Source organism: Serratia sp. NCCP-200 (genome assembly GCF_059697885.1).
In genome coordinates, this window is the sequence record NZ_BAAKUJ010000005.1 from 111,300 (window position 1) to 130,518 (window position 19,219).

Annotated in this window: 18 protein-coding genes; 4 read left to right on the plus strand and 14 right to left on the minus strand. The window is 54.3% G+C overall.

Annotated elements, in window-relative coordinates; all coding sequences use genetic code 11:
* The first annotated feature begins 176 nt into the window (after nucleotides 1-176).
* Nucleotides 177-2,732: a DNA mismatch repair protein MutS gene (gene mutS / locus AC6HVW_RS17100; protein ID WP_071682418.1), complete on the plus strand. Its 2,556-nt coding sequence runs from the start codon at nucleotides 177-179 to the stop codon at nucleotides 2,730-2,732.
* 477 nt (nucleotides 2,733-3,209) lie between these two features.
* Here the strand turns inward: mutS and rpoS are convergent, their stop codons facing one another.
* The 12 genes from rpoS to ftsB all read right to left on the minus strand — a co-directional run bounded on the left by rpoS (nucleotide 3,210) and on the right by ftsB (nucleotide 15,426).
* Nucleotides 3,210-4,208, minus strand: coding sequence for an RNA polymerase sigma factor RpoS (gene rpoS / locus AC6HVW_RS17105; protein WP_024484093.1), 999 nt, complete (start codon nucleotides 4,206-4,208; stop codon nucleotides 3,210-3,212).
* 54 nt (nucleotides 4,209-4,262) lie between these two features.
* Entirely contained in the window at nucleotides 4,263-5,243 is a 981-nt protein-coding gene (gene nlpD, locus AC6HVW_RS17110) for a murein hydrolase activator NlpD (protein WP_081367044.1), read from the minus strand.
* A 267-nt stretch (nucleotides 5,244-5,510) separates the two neighbouring features.
* Nucleotides 5,511-6,137 (minus strand): protein-L-isoaspartate(D-aspartate) O-methyltransferase, encoded by a 627-nt coding sequence (locus tag AC6HVW_RS17115; protein ID WP_024484091.1) that lies wholly within the window; start codon nucleotides 6,135-6,137, stop codon nucleotides 5,511-5,513.
* Entirely contained in the window at nucleotides 6,131-6,892 is a 762-nt protein-coding gene (surE, locus tag AC6HVW_RS17120) for a 5'/3'-nucleotidase SurE (RefSeq protein ID WP_071682253.1), read from the minus strand. The genes AC6HVW_RS17115 and surE overlap by 7 nt, the downstream gene beginning before the upstream one ends.
* Nucleotides 6,893-7,187: 295 nt before the next feature.
* Complete coding sequence (locus AC6HVW_RS17125) at nucleotides 7,188-8,372, minus strand: CblD like pilus biogenesis initiator family protein (protein ID WP_071682252.1); 1,185 nt, start codon at nucleotides 8,370-8,372, stop codon at nucleotides 7,188-7,190.
* A 10-nt stretch (nucleotides 8,373-8,382) separates the two neighbouring features.
* A complete protein-coding gene (locus AC6HVW_RS17130; protein WP_254698886.1) occupies nucleotides 8,383-11,046 on the minus strand; it encodes a TcfC E-set like domain-containing protein in 2,664 nt (887 codons plus the stop codon).
* 116 nt (nucleotides 11,047-11,162) lie between these two features.
* Nucleotides 11,163-11,660: a CS1 type fimbrial major subunit gene (locus AC6HVW_RS17135; RefSeq protein ID WP_059199804.1), complete on the minus strand. Its 498-nt coding sequence runs from the start codon at nucleotides 11,658-11,660 to the stop codon at nucleotides 11,163-11,165.
* Nucleotides 11,661-11,742: 82 nt separating this feature from the next.
* Nucleotides 11,743-12,468 carry a fimbrial protein gene (locus AC6HVW_RS17140; RefSeq protein ID WP_081367043.1) on the minus strand — a complete coding sequence of 242 codons (726 nt, stop codon included), beginning with the start codon at nucleotides 12,466-12,468 and terminating at the stop codon, nucleotides 11,743-11,745.
* 391 nt (nucleotides 12,469-12,859) lie between these two features.
* Nucleotides 12,860-13,906 carry a tRNA pseudouridine(13) synthase TruD gene (gene truD / locus AC6HVW_RS17145; RefSeq protein WP_071682250.1) on the minus strand — a complete coding sequence of 349 codons (1,047 nt, stop codon included), beginning with the start codon at nucleotides 13,904-13,906 and terminating at the stop codon, nucleotides 12,860-12,862.
* 3 nt (nucleotides 13,907-13,909) lie between these two features.
* The gene (gene ispF, locus AC6HVW_RS17150) at nucleotides 13,910-14,383 is read right to left on the minus strand and encodes a 2-C-methyl-D-erythritol 2,4-cyclodiphosphate synthase (protein ID WP_021179414.1); all 474 of its coding nucleotides are present in this window, start codon (nucleotides 14,381-14,383) and stop codon (nucleotides 13,910-13,912) included.
* An 11-nt stretch (nucleotides 14,384-14,394) separates the two neighbouring features.
* Nucleotides 14,395-15,102 carry a 2-C-methyl-D-erythritol 4-phosphate cytidylyltransferase gene (ispD, locus tag AC6HVW_RS17155; RefSeq protein WP_071682249.1) on the minus strand — a complete coding sequence of 236 codons (708 nt, stop codon included), beginning with the start codon at nucleotides 15,100-15,102 and terminating at the stop codon, nucleotides 14,395-14,397.
* A gap of 3 nt (nucleotides 15,103-15,105) precedes the next feature.
* A complete protein-coding gene (ftsB, locus tag AC6HVW_RS17160) occupies nucleotides 15,106-15,426 on the minus strand; it encodes a cell division protein FtsB (RefSeq protein WP_071682248.1) in 321 nt (106 codons plus the stop codon).
* A 392-nt stretch (nucleotides 15,427-15,818) separates the two neighbouring features.
* Between ftsB and AC6HVW_RS17165 the strand changes: the two genes are divergently transcribed.
* The 3 genes from AC6HVW_RS17165 to AC6HVW_RS17175 all read left to right on the plus strand — a co-directional run bounded on the left by AC6HVW_RS17165 (nucleotide 15,819) and on the right by AC6HVW_RS17175 (nucleotide 18,146).
* Complete coding sequence (locus AC6HVW_RS17165; protein WP_071682247.1) at nucleotides 15,819-16,589, plus strand: basic amino acid ABC transporter substrate-binding protein; 771 nt, start codon at nucleotides 15,819-15,821, stop codon at nucleotides 16,587-16,589.
* Between the two features lie 83 nt (nucleotides 16,590-16,672).
* The gene (locus AC6HVW_RS17170) at nucleotides 16,673-17,440 is read left to right on the plus strand and encodes an amino acid ABC transporter permease (RefSeq protein ID WP_059199800.1); all 768 of its coding nucleotides are present in this window, start codon (nucleotides 16,673-16,675) and stop codon (nucleotides 17,438-17,440) included.
* A complete protein-coding gene (locus tag AC6HVW_RS17175) occupies nucleotides 17,424-18,146 on the plus strand; it encodes an amino acid ABC transporter ATP-binding protein (RefSeq protein ID WP_071682246.1) in 723 nt (240 codons plus the stop codon). Before AC6HVW_RS17170 ends, AC6HVW_RS17175 begins: the two co-directional genes overlap by 17 nt.
* 48 nt (nucleotides 18,147-18,194) lie before the next feature.
* On the opposite strand, the gene AC6HVW_RS17180 is transcribed toward AC6HVW_RS17175, so the two are convergent.
* Both AC6HVW_RS17180 and cysC read right to left on the minus strand, forming a co-directional pair.
* Nucleotides 18,195-18,512, minus strand: coding sequence for a DUF3561 family protein (locus tag AC6HVW_RS17180; protein ID WP_071682245.1), 318 nt, complete (start codon nucleotides 18,510-18,512; stop codon nucleotides 18,195-18,197).
* 88 nt (nucleotides 18,513-18,600) lie between these two features.
* Complete coding sequence (cysC, locus tag AC6HVW_RS17185; protein WP_223537462.1) at nucleotides 18,601-19,218, minus strand: adenylyl-sulfate kinase; 618 nt, start codon at nucleotides 19,216-19,218, stop codon at nucleotides 18,601-18,603.
* Between the last annotated feature and the right edge of the window lies 1 nt (nucleotide 19,219).

Below are 19,219 nucleotides of genomic sequence, written 5' to 3' on the forward strand. Positions count from 1 at the left end.
TTTGCCGGTCATATATGCTCGTTCCCTTGACCAACCGATTGATTTATTTGAGCCACGCTAGCTGTTGCTCATCCTGAACGTTTTGGCGGTTATTTTAATGAGGCGACGTGATACCCAATGATGCCAACGAATATCACAATCAACTTTAAATTCAATGGATTGGAAACGGTAACGTTATGACTAGCACCGAAAAACTCGATTCGCACACCCCGATGATGCAGCAATACCTGCGCCTTAAGGCGCAGCATCCGGAGATCTTGCTGTTCTATCGGATGGGGGATTTCTACGAGCTATTCTATGACGATGCCAAACGCGCCTCTCAGTTGCTGGATATCTCGCTGACCAAACGCGGTGCCTCGGCAGGGGAACCCATTCCAATGGCCGGTGTGCCGCACCACGCGGTGGAAAACTACCTCGCCAAGCTGGTACAGCTTGGGGAATCGGCCGCGATCTGTGAGCAGATTGGCGATCCGGCCACCAGCAAAGGCCCGGTCGAGCGTAAAGTGGTGCGCATAGTTACCCCTGGCACCATCACCGATGAAGCCCTGTTGCAAGAGCGCCAGGACAACCTGCTGGCCGCCATCTGGCAGGATGGCCGCGGCTTTGGCTATGCCACATTGGATCTCAGCTCCGGCCGCTTCCGCGTTGCCCAGCCAGAAGATCTTGAAACCATGGCGGCAGAGCTACAACGTACCCATCCGGCAGAGCTGCTTTACCCGGAAAACTTCGAGCAAATGGCGCTGATCGAACAGCGCCACGGACTGCGCCGCCGCCCACTGTGGGAATTTGAGCTGGACACCGCACGCCAGCAGTTGAACCTGCAGTTCGGCACCCGCGATCTGACCGGCTTTGGCGTCGAGCAGGCCCATCAGGCGCTGCGCGCAGCGGGCTGCCTACTGCAATATGTTAAAGATACCCAGCGCACCTCACTGCCGCATATCCGTGGCCTCACCATGGAGCGCCAGCAGGACGGCATCATTATGGATGCGGCCACTCGCCGTAACCTGGAAATCACCCAGAGCCTGTCCGGCGGCAGTGAAAATACCCTGGCCGCCATCCTCGATCGTACCGTTACCCCAATGGGTAGCCGCATGCTCAAGCGCTGGTTACATATGCCAACTCGCGACGTCCAAGTGCTGAACAACCGTCAGCAAGCTATCGCCGCATTGCAGCCATTGAGCAGCGATCTGCAGCAGCCACTACGCCAGGTGGGCGATCTGGAACGTATTCTTGCCCGTTTGGCACTGCGCACGGCTCGCCCACGAGATCTGGCCCGCATGCGCCACGCCTTCCAACAGTTGCCGGATATCCGCGCTCTGTTGGTAAACGCTGATGCACCACAGATGCAAAAGCTGTTGTCGCAGGTTGGCCAGTTTGACGAATTGCAGGCACTGCTGGAACGCGCCATTGTGGAATCCCCACCGGTGCTGGTCCGTGATGGTGGCGTGATTGCCCCGGGTTATAACGAAGAGCTGGATGAGTGGCGGGCGCTGGCCGACGGTGCTACCGACTATCTGGATCGCCTGGAGATCCGTGAGCGCGAGAAGCTGGGCCTGGATACGCTGAAGGTCGGTTTCAACGGCGTGCATGGTTACTACATTCAGGTCAGCCGTGGGCAAAGCCATCTGGTGCCGATCCACTATGTGCGCCGCCAAACGCTGAAGAATGCGGAACGCTACATCATTCCCGAGCTGAAAGAGTATGAAGACAAGGTACTGACCTCAAAAGGGAAAGCCTTGGCGATCGAAAAAGGGCTGTATGACGAGCTTTTCGATCTGCTGCTGCCGCACCTGGAGCAACTGCAACAGAGCGCCGGAGCCTTGGCCGAACTGGATGTGTTAGCCAACCTGGCAGAACGTGCCGAAACGCTGAACTACACCTGCCCGACCATCAGTGAACAGCCAGGCATTCGTATAGTCGATGGCCGCCACCCGGTGGTGGAGCAGGTGTTGAAAGAACCCTTTATTGCCAACCCGGTTTCCCTTTCACCACAGCGCCGTATGCTGATTATTACCGGCCCCAATATGGGCGGTAAAAGTACCTATATGCGACAAACGGCTCTGATTGTACTGCTGGCGCATATCGGTAGCTATGTACCGGCGGCAAAAGCCACCATCGGGCCGGTGGATCGTATCTTTACCCGCGTGGGCGCGGCAGACGATCTGGCCTCTGGCCGCTCTACCTTTATGGTGGAAATGACCGAGACTGCCAATATCCTGCATAACGCCACGGAAAACAGCCTGGTGTTGATGGATGAGATTGGCCGTGGCACCTCCACCTACGACGGGCTTTCTCTGGCCTGGGCTTGTGCAGAAAACCTGGCCAGCCGAATCAAGGCTATGACGCTGTTTGCCACCCATTACTTTGAGCTGACCACCTTGCCGGAAAAAATGGAGGGCGTGGTGAACGTGCATCTGGATGCGTTGGAACACGGCGACACCATTGCCTTTATGCATAGTGTGCAAGATGGCGCGGCCAGTAAGAGCTACGGCTTGGCGGTGGCGGCGTTGGCCGGTGTGCCACGTGATGTGATCAAACGAGCGCGCCAGAAGCTGCGTGAGTTGGAGAGCCTCTCCAGCCAAACGGCGGCAGGTACGGTGGATGCAACCCAAATGACGTTGCTTAACGAAGAGGTGTCACCGGCGGTTGAGGCGTTGGAAACGCTGGATCCGGATTCTCTTTCGCCACGCCAGGCGTTGGAGTGGATCTACCGGCTGAAAAGCCTGGTGTAAGGCTGTTTCATTAACTTGGGCAGTGTCCCCTCACCCTAACCCTCTCCCACAGGGAGAGGGGACCGTCCGAGCTCGCTATTCGTTGCTAAATCTACCTAACCACCGCATTGAATCAGCTCTTTTTACGGAAGAACCGAATGACAACACCGTACCAGCTCCCTCTCCCACAGGGGACCGTCCGAGCTCGCTATTAAACGCTGAACTGACCTCCCTCTCCTTGATAATCCAAACGCAGCGCCCCCTTGTGATGAGCCTGTTGGGGTCAATAATCGTAGGTGTTACAGACCGCCTCCCATACTTGACCACAACACCGTGCCAGCCCCCTCTCCCTGTGGGAGAGGGTTGGGGTGAGGGCAAATATCGACGCCGTTCTACCCTAAATAACGGTAAATCGCCGTCAATCACAGTAAATCGCAGGCAAAAAAAACGGTGAGCGTCATTAACGCTCACCGTTTTTAGTTTATGTCTATAACGCGTTTATTCGCGGAACAGTGCCTCAATACTCAGGCCCTGCATCTGCAGAATTTCACGCAGGCGGCGTAAGCCTTCAACCTGGATCTGACGAACACGCTCACGTGTCAGGCCAATCTCACGGCCAACATCTTCCAGCGTAGCCGCTTCATAGCCTAACAGGCCGAAACGGCGAGCCAACACTTCACGCTGTTTGGCGTTCAATTCGAACAGCCATTTGACGATGCTCTGTTTCATATCATCGTCTTGCGTGGTGTCTTCAGGCCCGTTGTCTTTCTCGTCGGTCAGAATGTCCAACAGGGCTTTCTCTGAATCCCCACCCAACGGCGTATCGACAGAAGTGATACGTTCGTTCAGGCGCAGCATACGGCTGACATCATCAACCGGTTTGTCGAGTTGCTCCGCAATCTCTTCAGCGCTGGGTTCATGGTCCAGTTTGTGAGAAAGCTCGCGCGCGGTGCGCAAGTAAACATTCAGCTCTTTGACGATATGGATCGGCAAACGGATAGTCCGGGTTTGATTCATGATCGCCCGTTCAATCGTCTGGCGGATCCACCAGGTCGCATAGGTGGAAAAACGGAAACCGCGCTCTGGGTCAAACTTTTCCACCGCACGGATCAGACCAAGGTTACCCTCTTCGATCAGATCCAGCAGCGCCAGGCCGCGATTGCTATAACGACGGGCAATTTTCACTACCAGCCTCAGGTTACTTTCTATCATGCGGCGGCGGGACGGCACGTCTCCGCGCAATGCACGCCGCGCAAAATAAACTTCTTCCTCTGCGGTTAACAGAGGGGAGTAACCGATTTCGCCCAGATAGAGCTGCGTGGCATCCAATACGCGTTGGGTAACACCTTGAGACAACAGCTCGTCTTCCGCCAAGTCATTCTCGCTGGTCTCTTCTTCTACCTGCGCTTTTTCATCGAATGACTCAGCCTCCATGGCGTTCTCATCGAAATCTGCATCGTCATGTAACTCGTTAACTTTCAGCGTATTTTGGCTCATAAAGCGGCTCCTACCCGTGATACCGCGAGCAGAATACAGCGCATTCTGCCCAATCTATCGCTGCGGAAGATAACGCAGCGGGTTTACGGATTTCCCCTTGTAACGAATCTCGAAATGCAAACGTACTGAACTGGTTCCGGTGCTTCCCATCGTTGCTATTTTCTGCCCCGCCTTAACTTCTTGTTGTTCCCGGACCAGCATGGTGTCGTTATGGGCGTAGGCACTCAAGTAATCATCGTTGTGTTTGATGATGATTAGATTACCGTAACCCCGTAAAGCGTTGCCTGCGTACACTACACGGCCATCGGCGGTAGCGACAATCGGCTGCCCACGGGAACCAGAGATATCGATGCCTTTGTTCCCACCTTCCGATGAGGAGAAGTTATCGATGATCTTACCGTCAGTTGGCCATTTCCAGGTGCTAACTGGGGCGCTGTTGCTGGCGGTGCTGCTCGCCGATGGCGTAGCGGCTGGTGCGGTAACAGGAGCTGCGGCTGAGCCTGCCACTACGGCTCCTGATGCAGGTAACATTTTACCTACATTCTGTTTACTCGAGTTATCAGAATACGCGTTCGTTGATTGAGAATCAACCGTTGCAGTTTGTATCTGAGTGGTAGAAGGCGGTTTTGACACCGTACCCGTACCGCCCGCCAGCATCCCGCCACCGTTGGCAGAACCGCCACCCAGTTGCAGTGTTTGGCCAACTTCCAGGCTGTACGGCTGTGGAATATTGTTGCGTTGGGCCAGATCGCGGAAATCGTTGCCGGTGATCCAGGCAATATAGAACAGCGTGTCGCCACGTTTAACGGTATAGGTGCTACCACCGTTATAGCTCCCTTTGGGGATCGAGTTATAGCTACGGTTGTAAACAATACGCCCCTGCTGTGATGCGTTACCACCACCGGCGTTGGCCGATGCGGCGGCTCCACCACCACCGACACTGCTGATAGGTGCCGAGGTAGAATTTTTATCCGAACAGCCAACTAACCACACACTTAACATCGTACACACCGCAACTCGGCGTAAAGAACTCATTGGGCTTCCCGTGCTCATGCTTCCCCCATGACAGCAATATCAAAAAATACCATATACATCGTAGCCGAGCTTTATCGTTCTACAGCATAAGGTTTCCCCGGCCAATCTCTGAAAACCAGAAGATCACCCACCAGGGAGCTAAAAAACCGTGGCGCCAATGCTAGCCACATTGGCACGATCACGCCATAAGACAACTACATACTGGAACAATTCTAATGAAAATTAATATTATTCAACTTATTTATCCGTCACGTTGCTCTGCATAGGCTAAGCCAATTCACCCTTCACCAAAGGAACGAATCGCACCGCTTCAACGGTATCGATGGAAAACTCACCGCCCCGCCGTTGAATACATTGCAGTACCTGAGCCTGTTCGCCCACCGGCAACACCAAAATGCCACCGTCGTCCAACTGCTGCATCAACGCCTGCGGGATCTCCGGCGGCGCGGCCGTCACGATGATCGCATCAAATGGTCCACGCGAACCCCAGCCTTGCCAACCGTCGCCATGGCGGGTCGAAACATTGTGCAAGTCAAGCTGCTTGAGGCGACGCTTGGCCTGCCACTGTAGCCCTTTGATGCGTTCAACGGAGCAGACATGCTGCACCATATGCGCCAGGATCGCGGTCTGATAACCGGAACCGGTGCCAATCTCCAGCACGCGTGAGTTCGGCTGCAGGTTCAGCAGCTCGGTCATGCGCGCGACCATATAAGGCTGAGAAATCGTCTGCCCCGAACCAATCGGCAGGGCCGTGTTCTCATAAGCTTTATGGGCTAATGCTTCATCAACAAAACGCTCACGCGGTACGTTCTCGATTGCCTTGAGCAGCCGTTCGTCCCTGATCCCCTGCTGGCGCAGCTGTGCCAGCAGCGTTTGTATGCGTTTGTTCACCATTCCCCGCTAACCTCTGCTTTGGTTAACCATTTTGATAGCACATCTTGCGCCCCGTAGGCGGTCAAATCCACCTGCAAAGGTGTGACCGACACGTAGCCCTGCTCCACGGCGGCAAAATCCGTGTCTGGCCCAGCGTCGAATTTAGCACCCGGCGGCCCAATCCAATACAGCATCTGGCCACGCGGATCCGGTTGGCTAAACACTTTATCGGCGGGATGTCGGCTGCCACAGCGGGTCACGCGTATCCCTTTGATTTCCGCCAACGGTAAATCAGGGACATTGATATTCAGAATTTTACCAGTACGCAGCGGTTCTTGTTGTAACGCGCGCAATATACGGCAGGTGACTACCGCCGCCGTCTCATAATGCTGATGACCATTGAGCGATACTGCCAACGCGGGCAACCCCAGATGGCGGCCTTCCATCGCAGCAGCCACCGTGCCGGAATAGATAACATCATCACCCAGATTTGGCCCGGCGTTTATACCTGACACCACGATCTCCGGTGCTGGCAGCATCAGTTGGTTAACGCCAAGGTAGACACAGTCCGTCGGGGTGCCCTGCTGCACGGCGATATCGCCGTTGGGCAAGGTCAGCATACGCAGCGGCGAATCCAGCGTCAGCGCGTTGGAGGAACCACTGCGGTTACGATCGGGGGCCACCACCTGCACTTCGGCAAACTCGCGCAACGCCGCCGCCAGTATCTGGATACCCGGGGCGCTAACGCCGTCGTCGTTGCTCAGTAGTATTCTCATATTGCAGTTAAACAACTTTCTTGCTGAAAGCGATAAAACGAGGATTTTGCCCTATTTTATTACATCTATCTGTTTTTAATAAAATTTTCAATAGTAAGCCCAACCTGCCGTTTTACCCATGGTGACTAGCGTGGTACAGCAAGGCAAGCCTTGCTGTTGCTGATAGTATTAGCCAAAACAGCCAGCTATGCGATCTACTATACAATTCAACGGTCATCAGTGGCAAACGGGGCAGGATAGCCCCTCGGCAAAGGGGCTGGAGTGATTAGCTGAGGTTGGTCGTTAAATTCCCAGGTTATGGGGTCGTCTGGGTGGTTGGCGTATAAATAATGCGTAGCTGGCCGGTATAATCCCCCGCCGTTTTATCCGCCATTGAAAAGGCTGGCGTCGTCAGGGTCAGCGGGGCCGGCACGCAAAGTGCCGGAGCACCACCGCCAGGTAACACCACCATCCGCTGGATATTACGGCGGTTGGTCTCGCTCCAGATGATTTCTGTGCCGTTGGCGATCTCTTGCACCGCCCCGGTGGTTGGGTTGATCACACTGACCTGGTAGTCCAGCCGGTCACGCGCCTTGGATTTATCTCCGCCATTGCGATAGAGCGAAAACTGCCCGTCAGCTCGCTCCGGAGCAGTGGCTCCCTCATCCTGAAATAACAGGCTGATGCGGTTACTGGCCGAGTCGCTACCATCGTAAAGGCACATATCCAGGCCGGTACTGCCGCTGACGCTCTTTCTCGCGCCCCCTCCCGGCCGAGTAATCAGATTCAGGTTGATAACCGGTGTCGAAGTCGGAAAAGCGGGTAGGTAAATCTGTTGGTTACCATAATCCGTCACGTTAAGAGCCAGACTCGCCTTCCAGGTAACGCGGAAAATGCCTGGGCAGCCGTAGGCAGATGCACTGCAATCATCCCAGGCTTTCACCTGCATCTTGAGTTCAGCGCGCCAAGCACCGGCATCAGATAGTTTGTTCAACTCGGAGGCGGGAATAAAAGTACTGAATCCCTTGGAACCCAAACCGGCGCCGGTGATCCAGGAACTAAATTTACCCGTAGCTTTAATAGAGGTGACCAGTAAATCTTTGGTCTTTCCACTGCTGTGAGTAAAGCGCAGCGTCAGAGTTTTCGAATTATTATTGTAAGCACTATCCCACCACCACAATTTTACCTGGCAGGCACCATTGGTTGGTTCGGTCTCGGAATAGCACGTTAGGGCGTTAATAACATCCTTGTCTTTGCAATTAACAGCCGTCGAACATTCGCCACTATCAGTACTCCCGCCGAATGCCTGATCCCAGATATAGATATTTGCTGGCAGGCTCATGCGATCGTAGGTCACATTGACCTTGGTATTCTGTGCCTGCGGGGCGATACTGGCACCGTACGCCTGTACGCTCAGCCCCCCTAGCATAACGCACAGGTTAAAAGGGTTAATGGCTCCTGCAATGATAAATTTAAAACCGCTGATTATTTTCAATAACATATATCACTACCTAGTTTGTTTTCATCGCCACCGGTACCCCAGAGCCATGGCCCTGCCGCACGGTCATCAATTGCGCCTGCTTCTGCTCGGCTGGCGGTATACTGGCCATGGCTACCCCGGCACAGCGGGTAGTACCGACATAGCGCACCACGTCACGCATGGCCTGCACTTTCATGGCGCACTGATAGAACTGTGAGCCACGCATCAGATACAGCCGCTTCATTGGCCGGGTGGTTTCCAGGCTAAAACCGCCTTCACCCAGTGGCGTCCAGGACAGCACGTTAAGAGGGATGCCGTTAACTAAAGGTCGATCCTGCTCATCCAGCATTCTGCCCAACCAGGTGTAGCGTGAAGTCACCTCGATATCCCGGCGCAGCACTTTCCCCGGCACCATAAATGCCGTACGTGTTCCCGCCCCTCGGCGGATCTCACTGCTGATACCGGCAGGAGCGCTGGGTGACTCGTTGATATCAAAGGTGGTGGGCTGATAGCCCGGTACGGTAAACAGTGCCCGGCTGTTGCTGCGCACGTCCGTCTGAGCGCTACCGTCTACCGCTACGTTGATCAACGAGGCACTGCTCTCTTCCCCTGTGACCACCCCAACCGTGATCGCGGAGGCCGGGCGGCCATCCCCCCAGCGTCCCCAATAAAGTCCGCTGCGATCGACCAACAGAGAGGAGCTATAGCTGCCGCTGCTGCTGAGCGTGTGCCGGTTCGCTACCTTGTCATAGGCATCACTGACGGCGAAGCTGCCATTACCGTACTGCCCAGCGGCACGAGCATAAGCTGAAGCGGTCAGGGTCTGGCTATTGACGCCATATATCGAAGCCCCCAGTTCATTTTGTCCACTCTGGTCCATATAGCGGCTGTAGTCCGCGTTATAACTGAGTTGCCCTTCCCCACGCTGGCTATTGCGATAGTTGGTACCCAGAGAGGTATTGCTGTTAGTGGCGCCGCCACGACGCCCGGAGAATGATAGGCTGACCGTGAGGTAGCCGCCTTTATCGGTTCCCTGTTGGCCGCTATCGTGACGCCTGAACGCGCTGATTCCGCTGTTGATGTTAATGTCGTTGAACGCAAAGGAGCGGCTGACCCCCATCTGCCAGGTTTGACTACGCGAACGCGTCGTGTAGACCTGCTCCCAAGGGGCGATATCCTGATGGGTTTCATCATTGTCATTCAGTTCACTGCGATAGTGATAACGCCCTCCGCTGCTGTTAAGCGAGTAGCCAATATTGGCAAACCACTGCGCAAGCGGGACCGAAAACATCAGGTTGGAACTCTGATAACAACCGCTAAAGCCATAGTTTCTCTGTTGAGAGTCGCAGTCAGGCGCCGAGAGGGCCGAGCGGTAGAAACTCAATGAAAAACCGTCGTTATAGTTAATTTGCTGAATATTTCCCCGCGTCCCCTCACTGCCAGCCAGATAACTGACGCGAGCCGTCATGACGCCATCCAACGGGCCACTGTTAAAACCGTGGCTCCAGTCCGCCGCCCCTTCCCAGTAGTGTACGTCGCTCAATACCGTGCTCCCCGCCGTCAGCGACAGCGTATCGGTCAACGGAATGCGCAACCCGCCTTGCACCACCTGCCGATCGCCCGCCATAGGATGCGTATTGTGGTCTACCTCAACCCCGGCTTGCAGGAACCACTGAGGGCCATAGATCTGAGCCACGCCGGTGTTGGTATAAGGGACGGTTTCTGTCCTGACTAACTGGTTATCCTCATAGATCCGCAGCGTGACGGTATAGCTGCCGCTGGGGAAGGTGCGCGTATCCAGCTCCTGAGCCCCGGCGTTCAGGTAAAAAGATGACAGTAACTGTTCGTCACGATAGGCGTCGATGCGAGCGTTGCGCGAAAGGAAGACCGACACCGGGGTCCCCCGGGAAACCTGGCTCTGGTTGACCCAGGCCGTGGTCGAACCAACCCGTAGCCCACGGATCTTGCCAATCGGCAATTGGCTCAGGTTGATGTTGCCCCCCGCGTTGCTGAAGATGTCGCGGGAGTCCATCATGCCGCCTTGCAGATAGAGGCTTTTCCACAAGTCCTGCCGAAAATAGGCATTGTTCATCTCTATCTGCTGATGGTTGCTATGGCGATAGCGCTGCCCCGTATAGAACCAGTCGGCATTAAGATAGCCATTTTCAGTGACGCCCAGTGAGCCAGTCCCCTGTAGCGACAATGACTGATAGTTTTCATCAGCGACAAAATTGAGGTTTTGCTGATGGATCAGCGCATTTTCACTTTCTGCCGTCGCCTGATAGAAACCGCTACCGGCAGCTTTTTTCGGAAGGTATCGACGGTCAAGAAACAGGTTAACCCGGGAATTATTCTCGTCATAGATGATGCCAACCGTCTGGGTTTCCAGATAGTCACAGCTTGGTGCGTTACCGTTACCGCTGCAGGCAAGGTTGCCGTTACGCGCTAGCGGTTGCACCAACTCGGTCATCAGTTGTGCATCCAATTCAGGATCGTCGCTGAATTGCTGCTTCACGGCATCAGCCAGTTCCGCTGGCTTTATGAAGACAACCTGTTCCAGATTAATATTGGCTTCATAAAGCCCGAGAGATTTGCCATAGAGGGAAACATCAACCCAGACAAGCTGCCCTTGTGCCAAGGACTCAAAGCCTGGTGGAATTTTAGGGGTAGCCGACAAATCGTGTTGCGTAATCATAAGGCCTACCAACAACCCTGCAGATAGGCGAGCGCGAAAAGCCATTGTTCATCCCTGATAACAGTGGGGCTAAAAAGCCCCACGAGATATGAATAAAACTTTTTAATTGAGCCGCCTTAAGGAGCCTTGGTTGCCTGAGTCACCACCAGGCTGACAATACCGCTGTAGGTGCCGGTAGCAATAGTGCCTTGCGCGGTCTGGGCAAAACGCAGTGGCAGGACGTCTGAGCCATTTTCGATTCCCGCAGGGAACAGGGTCGCCGCTTCCAGCAGTTGGTTGGTAGTGGTCAGTACCTTATCGCCCAGGCTTATGGTCAATGGGATCTTGTTAGCACCATTCACATCCGCCAGGCTCGCCGCTCTAACCAGGCGAACGTTAACGCCAGCGGTAGCGTTGTTAGACCAGACCTTGGTGTTCAGGTTAAACGGCGTCAGACCTTTGCCTGGCAAATACTGCATATCGATGCTGCTTGGCAAGGCGGTATTATCAGGCTGTGTCATATCAATCGTCGCATCCACGTTGGCATTAACAGTAATATCTTTCTGTACGGCCTGAGTGGAAAATACGGCAGCCATGGTTGAAACAATCAGCAGTGGTTTAATAAACTTTTTCATAAAATCTCCATTTTATTTTACAAATAACATCCAGCTTTACTCACCCCATACGATCGGGGCTATACATGATTTGACTCCACATTTAACGCTTTACAGACAAATCAATTTCTTCAACGCGTTTTTTAAGCCAATTAAAATAACGCGCTTTATACGTCTTCCCAGGTTTTACCATTAGGGAAGCAATTTTAAGCTCGGTACCGGGATATATTGTGGTGGTTTCTTTTTTCCAGTCGCAAACACCGGACTGGTCACAAACTCCCACCTCTCGTAGCGGAATACGCAGCGTGCCATCATTGATAACCTGGCCGCGCTGTGCATCCAACGTCAGGCTGGCAACGGCCTTTTTCGGCGCTACGTGGACCAATGCCCCCCACACCAGGTTGATACCCACCTTGGTCGTGGTCTTCTGCGGGCTGGCAGCGGCGACGTTATCTTCTAGTTCCGGTACGCCTTCAAAATAGACTCGCCAAGTGGTTTCCTTTTCCGGTAACTCCAGGGCAACCAACCGTACCAGGCGTTGACTACCTGCCGAAATAGCCAGTTTTTGCGGCGTTATCACCAGCGAGCTTTGTCCAAATTGCTCAACGTCCGCTTCCTGTTCTTGTTTAGTGCCAGGATTGAGTATTTGTTTTTCTGTTACCTTGACGAATTGCACCCCGTCGCTTTGGGATATAACCCTTATTTGAGCGGCTCCGGTTTCGCCGATGCAGAGTTCCATAGGATAAACGCTCATATTGGCCAATACAAAACCTGGTAAAAAACAAAAAATAGCAACACCGGTCAGGCGTTTAATAATATTGAGCTTCATGATTAATCCCTAATGAGAGTCTCTTATATCAAACTTTAAAACACAGCCAACTCCAGCCACGCTTAGTCTCGTAAAATTCGCAGCAAGTATAAAAACCAATCAACACCCAGATCAACTTAATAATTATAATAATAAAATTAATAATTACAGCCACCGTAAGGTTATGATAAAAAACAAGATAATTTTTAATTACAAAGAAAAAAACAAATAAATTATAATGATTAATGTGAATTGCAAGATGAGATATGAATTATCGGATCACTATGGAGGGAATTAGCCTGGCAAGCCAGGCCCGATGACAACATTTTCGCTGTCTCATTTCTGTTCAGGCCGAGTTCCGCTCCGCCTGAACAAGAAAACAAGGATTAATAGCTGAGGGTTAAGCTAACGGCTACTCGGCAATATCCGCCTCATCGCTAGCCAATTGCATTATTTCGCGCACCACGCTGGTCGCGAAACTGCCAGCCGGTAACCAGAAACGTAATTCCACAGTGACATCGTCCCACCAGTTCCACTGTAGCTTTTGCGGCTGTAGCAGCAAAGCCCGGCGCGCAGGCTCTACGCGCTCACGCATTAACAACGCCATCAGCTCTGGCTGCGACACCAGACAAGCTTGTTCAAAGGCCAATGCTTCCCCGGCAGTACCGGGTTCACCATCCCCCGGCAATGGAGCAGTGACCATCAATTCACCTGCGTCTAACCGTTGTTGCAGGGTGGCTAACTCTTCCGCTTTGGCCACAAACCAGCTCCCGCGCCCGGCCAGCTGTAACGCATCCCCTTCCAGCACCGTTTGCTGCTGTTGGTTAGCCAAACGTTGGCTGGTAATGAGGTTGAATAACGCACTGCGGCTGGCGGAGAGGTAGAAGCTACGTTTGCTGCGCTCCTTAACCCGGATCTCATCGTTGGCCCAGCGGCGCGCCATCGTCAGGTTGTTGCCCCCACGGCCAAAGCGCTGGCTACCAAAGTAGTTCGGCACGCCGCCCGCCGCGATGGCCTGCAAACGCTTCTCCACCTCCTGGCGATCGCCGATCTGACGCAGCACCAGGGTAAATTCGTTACCCTTCAACGTACCGATGCGCAGCTTGCGTAGGTGGCGAGCGGCCTGTAGCACTTCGCAGCCTTCCAGCGCAAACTGGCTGAGATCGGGAGATTCTTTCCCCGGCAGATGCAGACAGAACCACTGCTCGGTGACTGCATGGCGATCTTTCAAACCGGCATAGCTGACCGAACGGGCATGAATGCCGGCAAACTTCGCCAGAGCGTCCGCCACAAACTGGGTGTTGCAGCCGTTCTTGCGGATGTTCACCAGCAGGTGCTCACCTTCACCATCTGGGGTAAAGCCCAGATCCTCAACCACCACAAAGTCTTCCGGGTTGGCTTTCAGCACGCCGGTAGCCGCTGGCTTGCCGTGCAACCAGGTCAGATTGGCCATGTCCATACGTTATTCCTTGATCAACAGGGCAACCGCTTCGCAGGCAATGCCTTCACCACGGCCGGTAAAGCCCAGCTGTTCGGTGGTGGTCGCTTTGACGTTAACGTCATCCATATGGCATTGCAGATCTTCCGCCAGGAAGATGCGCATCTGAGGAATGTGCGGTGCCATCTTCGGTGCCTGCGCAATGATGGTGACATCCAGATTACCCAGACGATAGCCCTTGGCACGAATGCGTTTCCAGGCTTCGCGCAGCAGCTCACGGCTGTCCGCGCCTTTAAAGGCCGGATCGGTATCCGGGAACAGCTTGCCGATATCCCCCAACGCCGCCGCCCCCAGCAGAGCATCGGTGGCCGCATGCAGCGCCACGTCACCATCGGAGTGAGCCAGCAGTCCTTTTTCATAAGGAATGCGAACACCGCCGATCACCAACGGCCCTTCGCCGCCAAATTTATGGACATCAAAACCGTGACCGATACGCATGATGCGCTCCTTTAGTTGTTCAACTGAGTCAAATAGAACGCCGCCAGCGCCAAATCCTCTGGCCGCGTCACTTTAATATTGTCCGCACGCCCCGCCACCAGCAGCGGATGATAGCCGCAATGTTCCAGCGCCGAGGCTTCATCGGTAACCGTCGCCCCTTCATCCAGGGCGCGTTGCAGGCAGAGTTTAAGCAGTTCCAGCGGGAACAGCTGTGGCGTCAGTGCATGCCACAAATCCTGGCGTTCCACGGTGTGCGAGATGATGCTTTGGCCCACCTGCGCACGCTTCATGGTATCACGCACCGGCGCGGCAAGAATGCCGCCGACCTTACTGTTTGCCGTGATCGCCAGCAACCGCTCCAGATCGTCGGGATGCAGGCAAGGGCGGGCAGCATCATGTACCAATACCCAGTGCGCGTTGCCAGCCAGTTGCAGCCCAGCCAGCACCGAATCGGCGCGCTGTTGCCCGCCTTCAGTGACCAACACCCGCGGATCGCTGGCGATCGGTAGCGTTTTAAACTGTTGGTCTTCGGGGCTGATAGCCACGATCACCTGGGTAATACGCGGATGACGTAACAAGGCGTGGATGGCGTGCTCAAGAATGGTTTGATGGCCGATGGTTAAATATTGCTTCGGACAATCGGCCTGCATACGGCTGCCAATACCGGCAGCGGGCAGGACGGCGATCACCTGAGGGGAAGAGCCTACGGATGGATTCATGCGTTACTTCGGTGGGTTATTCTGTGTGGCAGACGCCGCGTTGCGTCCGGAAGGTTCAGGCACCAGACGATAGAAAGTCTCGCCGGGCTTGATCATGCCCAGTTCATTACGTGCGCGTTCTTCTATCGCTTCCTGACCACCGTTCAGGTCGTCGATCTCGGCAAACAGCTGATCGTTACGCGCTTTCAATTTGGCATTGTTGCTCTGCTGAGTCGCAACGTCATCATTGACCCGTACATAATCGTGAATACCATTCTTCCCCAGCCACAGCGAATACTGTAACCAGCCAAGCAGCGCCAGCAATAGCAGCGTCAGTTTTCCCATCTCCGCCCCCTAAAAAAAGCGCTTAATCATCCCACAACTTGCCGTTTGACTCCACAGCAGCAACGGCTTTTCACCTGCAGCCCTCAAGCGTAACCAGAACTTCCTTAGTTTAGCGCCTGATTGTCGCCTGAAAGCGGCATTAAATCCAGACAGGCATAGCGTGCACCGCCCCTTGCGTCAGTATGCAGTAAGAACAACTGGGCTGAGGGTATTTTTACCGACATTTACGCCGGATTTTAAATAATTATTCATATTTAACACTGTTAGCATTTTCATCATCAGGTAGGGGTTGTGTTTTTATTCATGTAAGTTTATTTTTATGCATCTAAAGTGCATAAATAAATCCAATGTATAACCTTTACTCAACGACTCAACTTATTCGGGGAATGCTCATGTTAAAACGTCTCGTGCTGATTAGCGCCTGCCTGGCGGCCACTTTTTCCGCGGCTTCCTTTGCCGCAGAACCGACGTATGTTGTCGGCTCCGGCGGTACCTATCGCCCGTTCGAATACGAAAACAGCAAAAAAGAGCTGGAAGGTTTTGATATCGATGTGATCAAGGCCGTCGCCAAAGCGGAAGGTTTCCAGGTGAAGCTGGTAAATACGCCGTGGGAAGGCATCTTTGCCACCCTGAACTCGGGCGACCGCGACATCATCATTTCCGGCATCACCATTACCGACAAGCGCAAGCAGATGGTCGACTTCTCTACGCCATACTTCCCGGCAGAGCAGGCCATCGTGGTGCCGAAAGAGTCTAAAGTAGACTCCATCGACGCGCTGAAAACCCTGAAGGTGGGCGTGGTTAACTCCAGCACCGGCGACATCGTGGTTTCCGACGTGTTGGGTAAAAACAACACCGCCATCAAGCGTTTTGATAATACCCCGCTGCTGCTGCAAGAGCTGTATGAAGATGGCATTGGCGCGGCCGTGGGTGACGTTGGCGTGGCCAAGTTCTATATCAAGACCCACCCGGAGAAAGAGTTCAAGCTGGTGTCAGACGCCAAGTTTGAACGCCAGTATTTCGGCATTGCGGTGGCCAAGGGCAACGATGAGCTGCGTAACAAGATCAACAGCGGCCTGAAGAAAATCATCGCCGATGGCACCTACGCCAAAATCTACCAGACCTGGTTCGACAGCAACGTCCCAACGCTGCCAGCAGAATAAACCGGCTGTAAATAGGGGCGCAATTGACTGTGCCCCTACGCATTAGACCCACAAGTTCGCACTACCACCGTAAGGATTATATTTTGTCAGCATTCCGTTGGGAGATCATTGAGGAATACGCTCCGCTGTTTATGGAGGGTGCCTGGATGACCATCAAATGTACCATCATCTGCGTGATCCTGGGCACCACCTGGGGGCTGCTCCTCGGCTTAGGCCGCCTGGCTCAGGCACCGCACGGTATCTGGAAACCGATCCTGCACTATTGCGTGCAATGGCCAGTGCGCATCTACATCAGCGCCTTCCGGGGCACACCGCTGTTTGTGCAAATCATGGTGGTCCACTTCGCGCTGGTGCCGCTGTTTATCAACCCGCGTGACGGCCTGCTGGTCAGCAACGGTTTGATGAGCGTCGACTTCGCTCGCGCATTACGTTCCGATTACGGTGCCTTCCTGTCTTGCGTAGTCGCCATCACGTTGAACGCCGGTGCTTACGTCTCGGAGATATTCCGTGCCGGGATCCAGTCGATCGACCGCGGCCAGATGGAGGCTTCACGCTCGTTGGGGATGGGCTACGGCAAGACCATGCGTAAGGTGATCCTGCCGCAGGCCTTCCGCCGCATGCTGCCGCCGCTTGGCAATAACGCCATCGCCATCGTCAAGGATTCGTCCCTGGCCTCCGCGATTGGTCTGGCGGATCTGGCTTATGCCGCGCGTACCGTTTCCGGCGCGTACGCCACCTACTGGGAGCCCTATCTGACTATTTCAGTGATCTATTGGGTCATCACCTTCCTGCTCTCGCTGATGGTGCAACACATGGAAAAAAGGTTCGGTAAAAGTGATTCGCGTACATAACCTGCAAAAACAATTTGGCGAAGCCCACGTGCTGCGCGGGATCTCCTGCCAGATCGCGCCGAAAGAAGTGGTATGCATTATCGGCCCTTCCGGCTCCGGTAAAAGTACCTTTCTGCGCTGTATCAACGCGCTGGAGACACTCTCGGGCGGTGAGATCGACGTCAATGGCTTTGCCATTCACGATCAGAAGACCGATCTAAACAAGATGCGTGAAAGCGTGGGCATGGTATTCCAACGCTTTAACCTGTTCCCGCATATGACGGTGTTGGAGAACATCATCATGGCGCCGATGGACGTGAAAAAACTCTCCCGCAGCGAGGCCATTGAGCGTGCAGAGGTGCTACTGAATAAAGTGGGCCTGCTCGACAAGATCGATGCCTATCCCAGCAGCCTGTCCGGCGGGCAGCAACAGCGTGTCGCCATCGCCCGCGCATTGGCGATGGAACCGCAAATCATGCTGTTTGATGAGCCTACCTCGGCGCTGGATCCGGAGTTGGTCGGTGAGGTGTTGGCGGTGATGAAGGCGCTGGCCCTTGAAGGCATGACGATGGTGGTGGTAACCCATGAAATGGGCTTCGCCCGCGAAGTGGCCGACCGGGTGCTGTTTATCGATCAGGGGATCATTCAGGAAGAAGGCACACCGGAGCACATCTTCGGTAACCCGACCAATCCGCGCACCCAGGCATTTTTAAGCAAAGTTTTGTAACCTTCGGCACCGCTTTGACATCTCTTGGGCGCACTGGCGCCCTTTTTATTACCAGCCACTCAGGAAGCTGAACACCAGCCAAAACAGACAGATGACGGTGATACCGGTCAGCAGTAGCGTGAGGAACAAACGCCCGCGCAACAGCACGCTGAAGACGATACCCAGCAGCACCGAGGCTGGCATCAAAGCCAGGAAAAACGGCCAGGTATAGAGAAGGAAAAACAAGGTGTTAGAGCCGTAAACCATAAAAGGCACGGTAAACGCCAACCAATAGAAGACAAAGCCGCTGGTGCCGCCCAAAAAGGAGTACGAGGGTTCCTCTTGCTCGAGTTGGCTATCAATCACTAGTGGCGTGGCATTTTGCATAGCGTTCCCTGGTCTATTGGCTCGCTCTGCGGCGACTTGCTAGAGTAAAAAGCGCGTGGCTCGATCACGCCACGCGCTTTTTGCGAATTCAGGGTTTGATAATAGCCTGACCACGCAGCAGGTCTAACAATTGCGCGGTCAAATTTGTTACCAATTGTTCACCATTAAGCCGGATATCCGGCCGTTCCGGCGCTTCATACACCGAGTCGATACCGGTGAAATTACGCAGCTCACCGGCGCGGGCCTTTTTGTACAATCCTTTCGGATCGCGAGCCTCACAAATCGCCAGCGGGGTGTCGACAAAGACTTCGATAAACTGCCCCTTGGCCAACATTTCCCGCACCATCTGCCGCTCGGCACGGTGCGGTGAGATAAACGCCGTCAACACCACCAGCCCAGCATCCACCATCAGCTTGGCCACTTCCCCCACCCGGCGGATATTCTCGCGCCTATCGTCGTCGGAGAACCCCAAGTCGCGGCACAGGCCGTGGCGCACATTGTCACCATCCAGCAGATAGGTACTGACCCCCAGCTGATGCAGCGCCTGCTCCAGCGCGCCAGCCACGGTCGATTTCCCCGAACCAGACAGGCCGGTAAACCATAGCACCACACCCTGATGGCCGTTCGCGGTTTCACGCTCCGCACGCGTAACCGCATGCGGGTGCCACACAACGTTTTCGTCTTTCGCTAACTCAGCCTCGGCCACG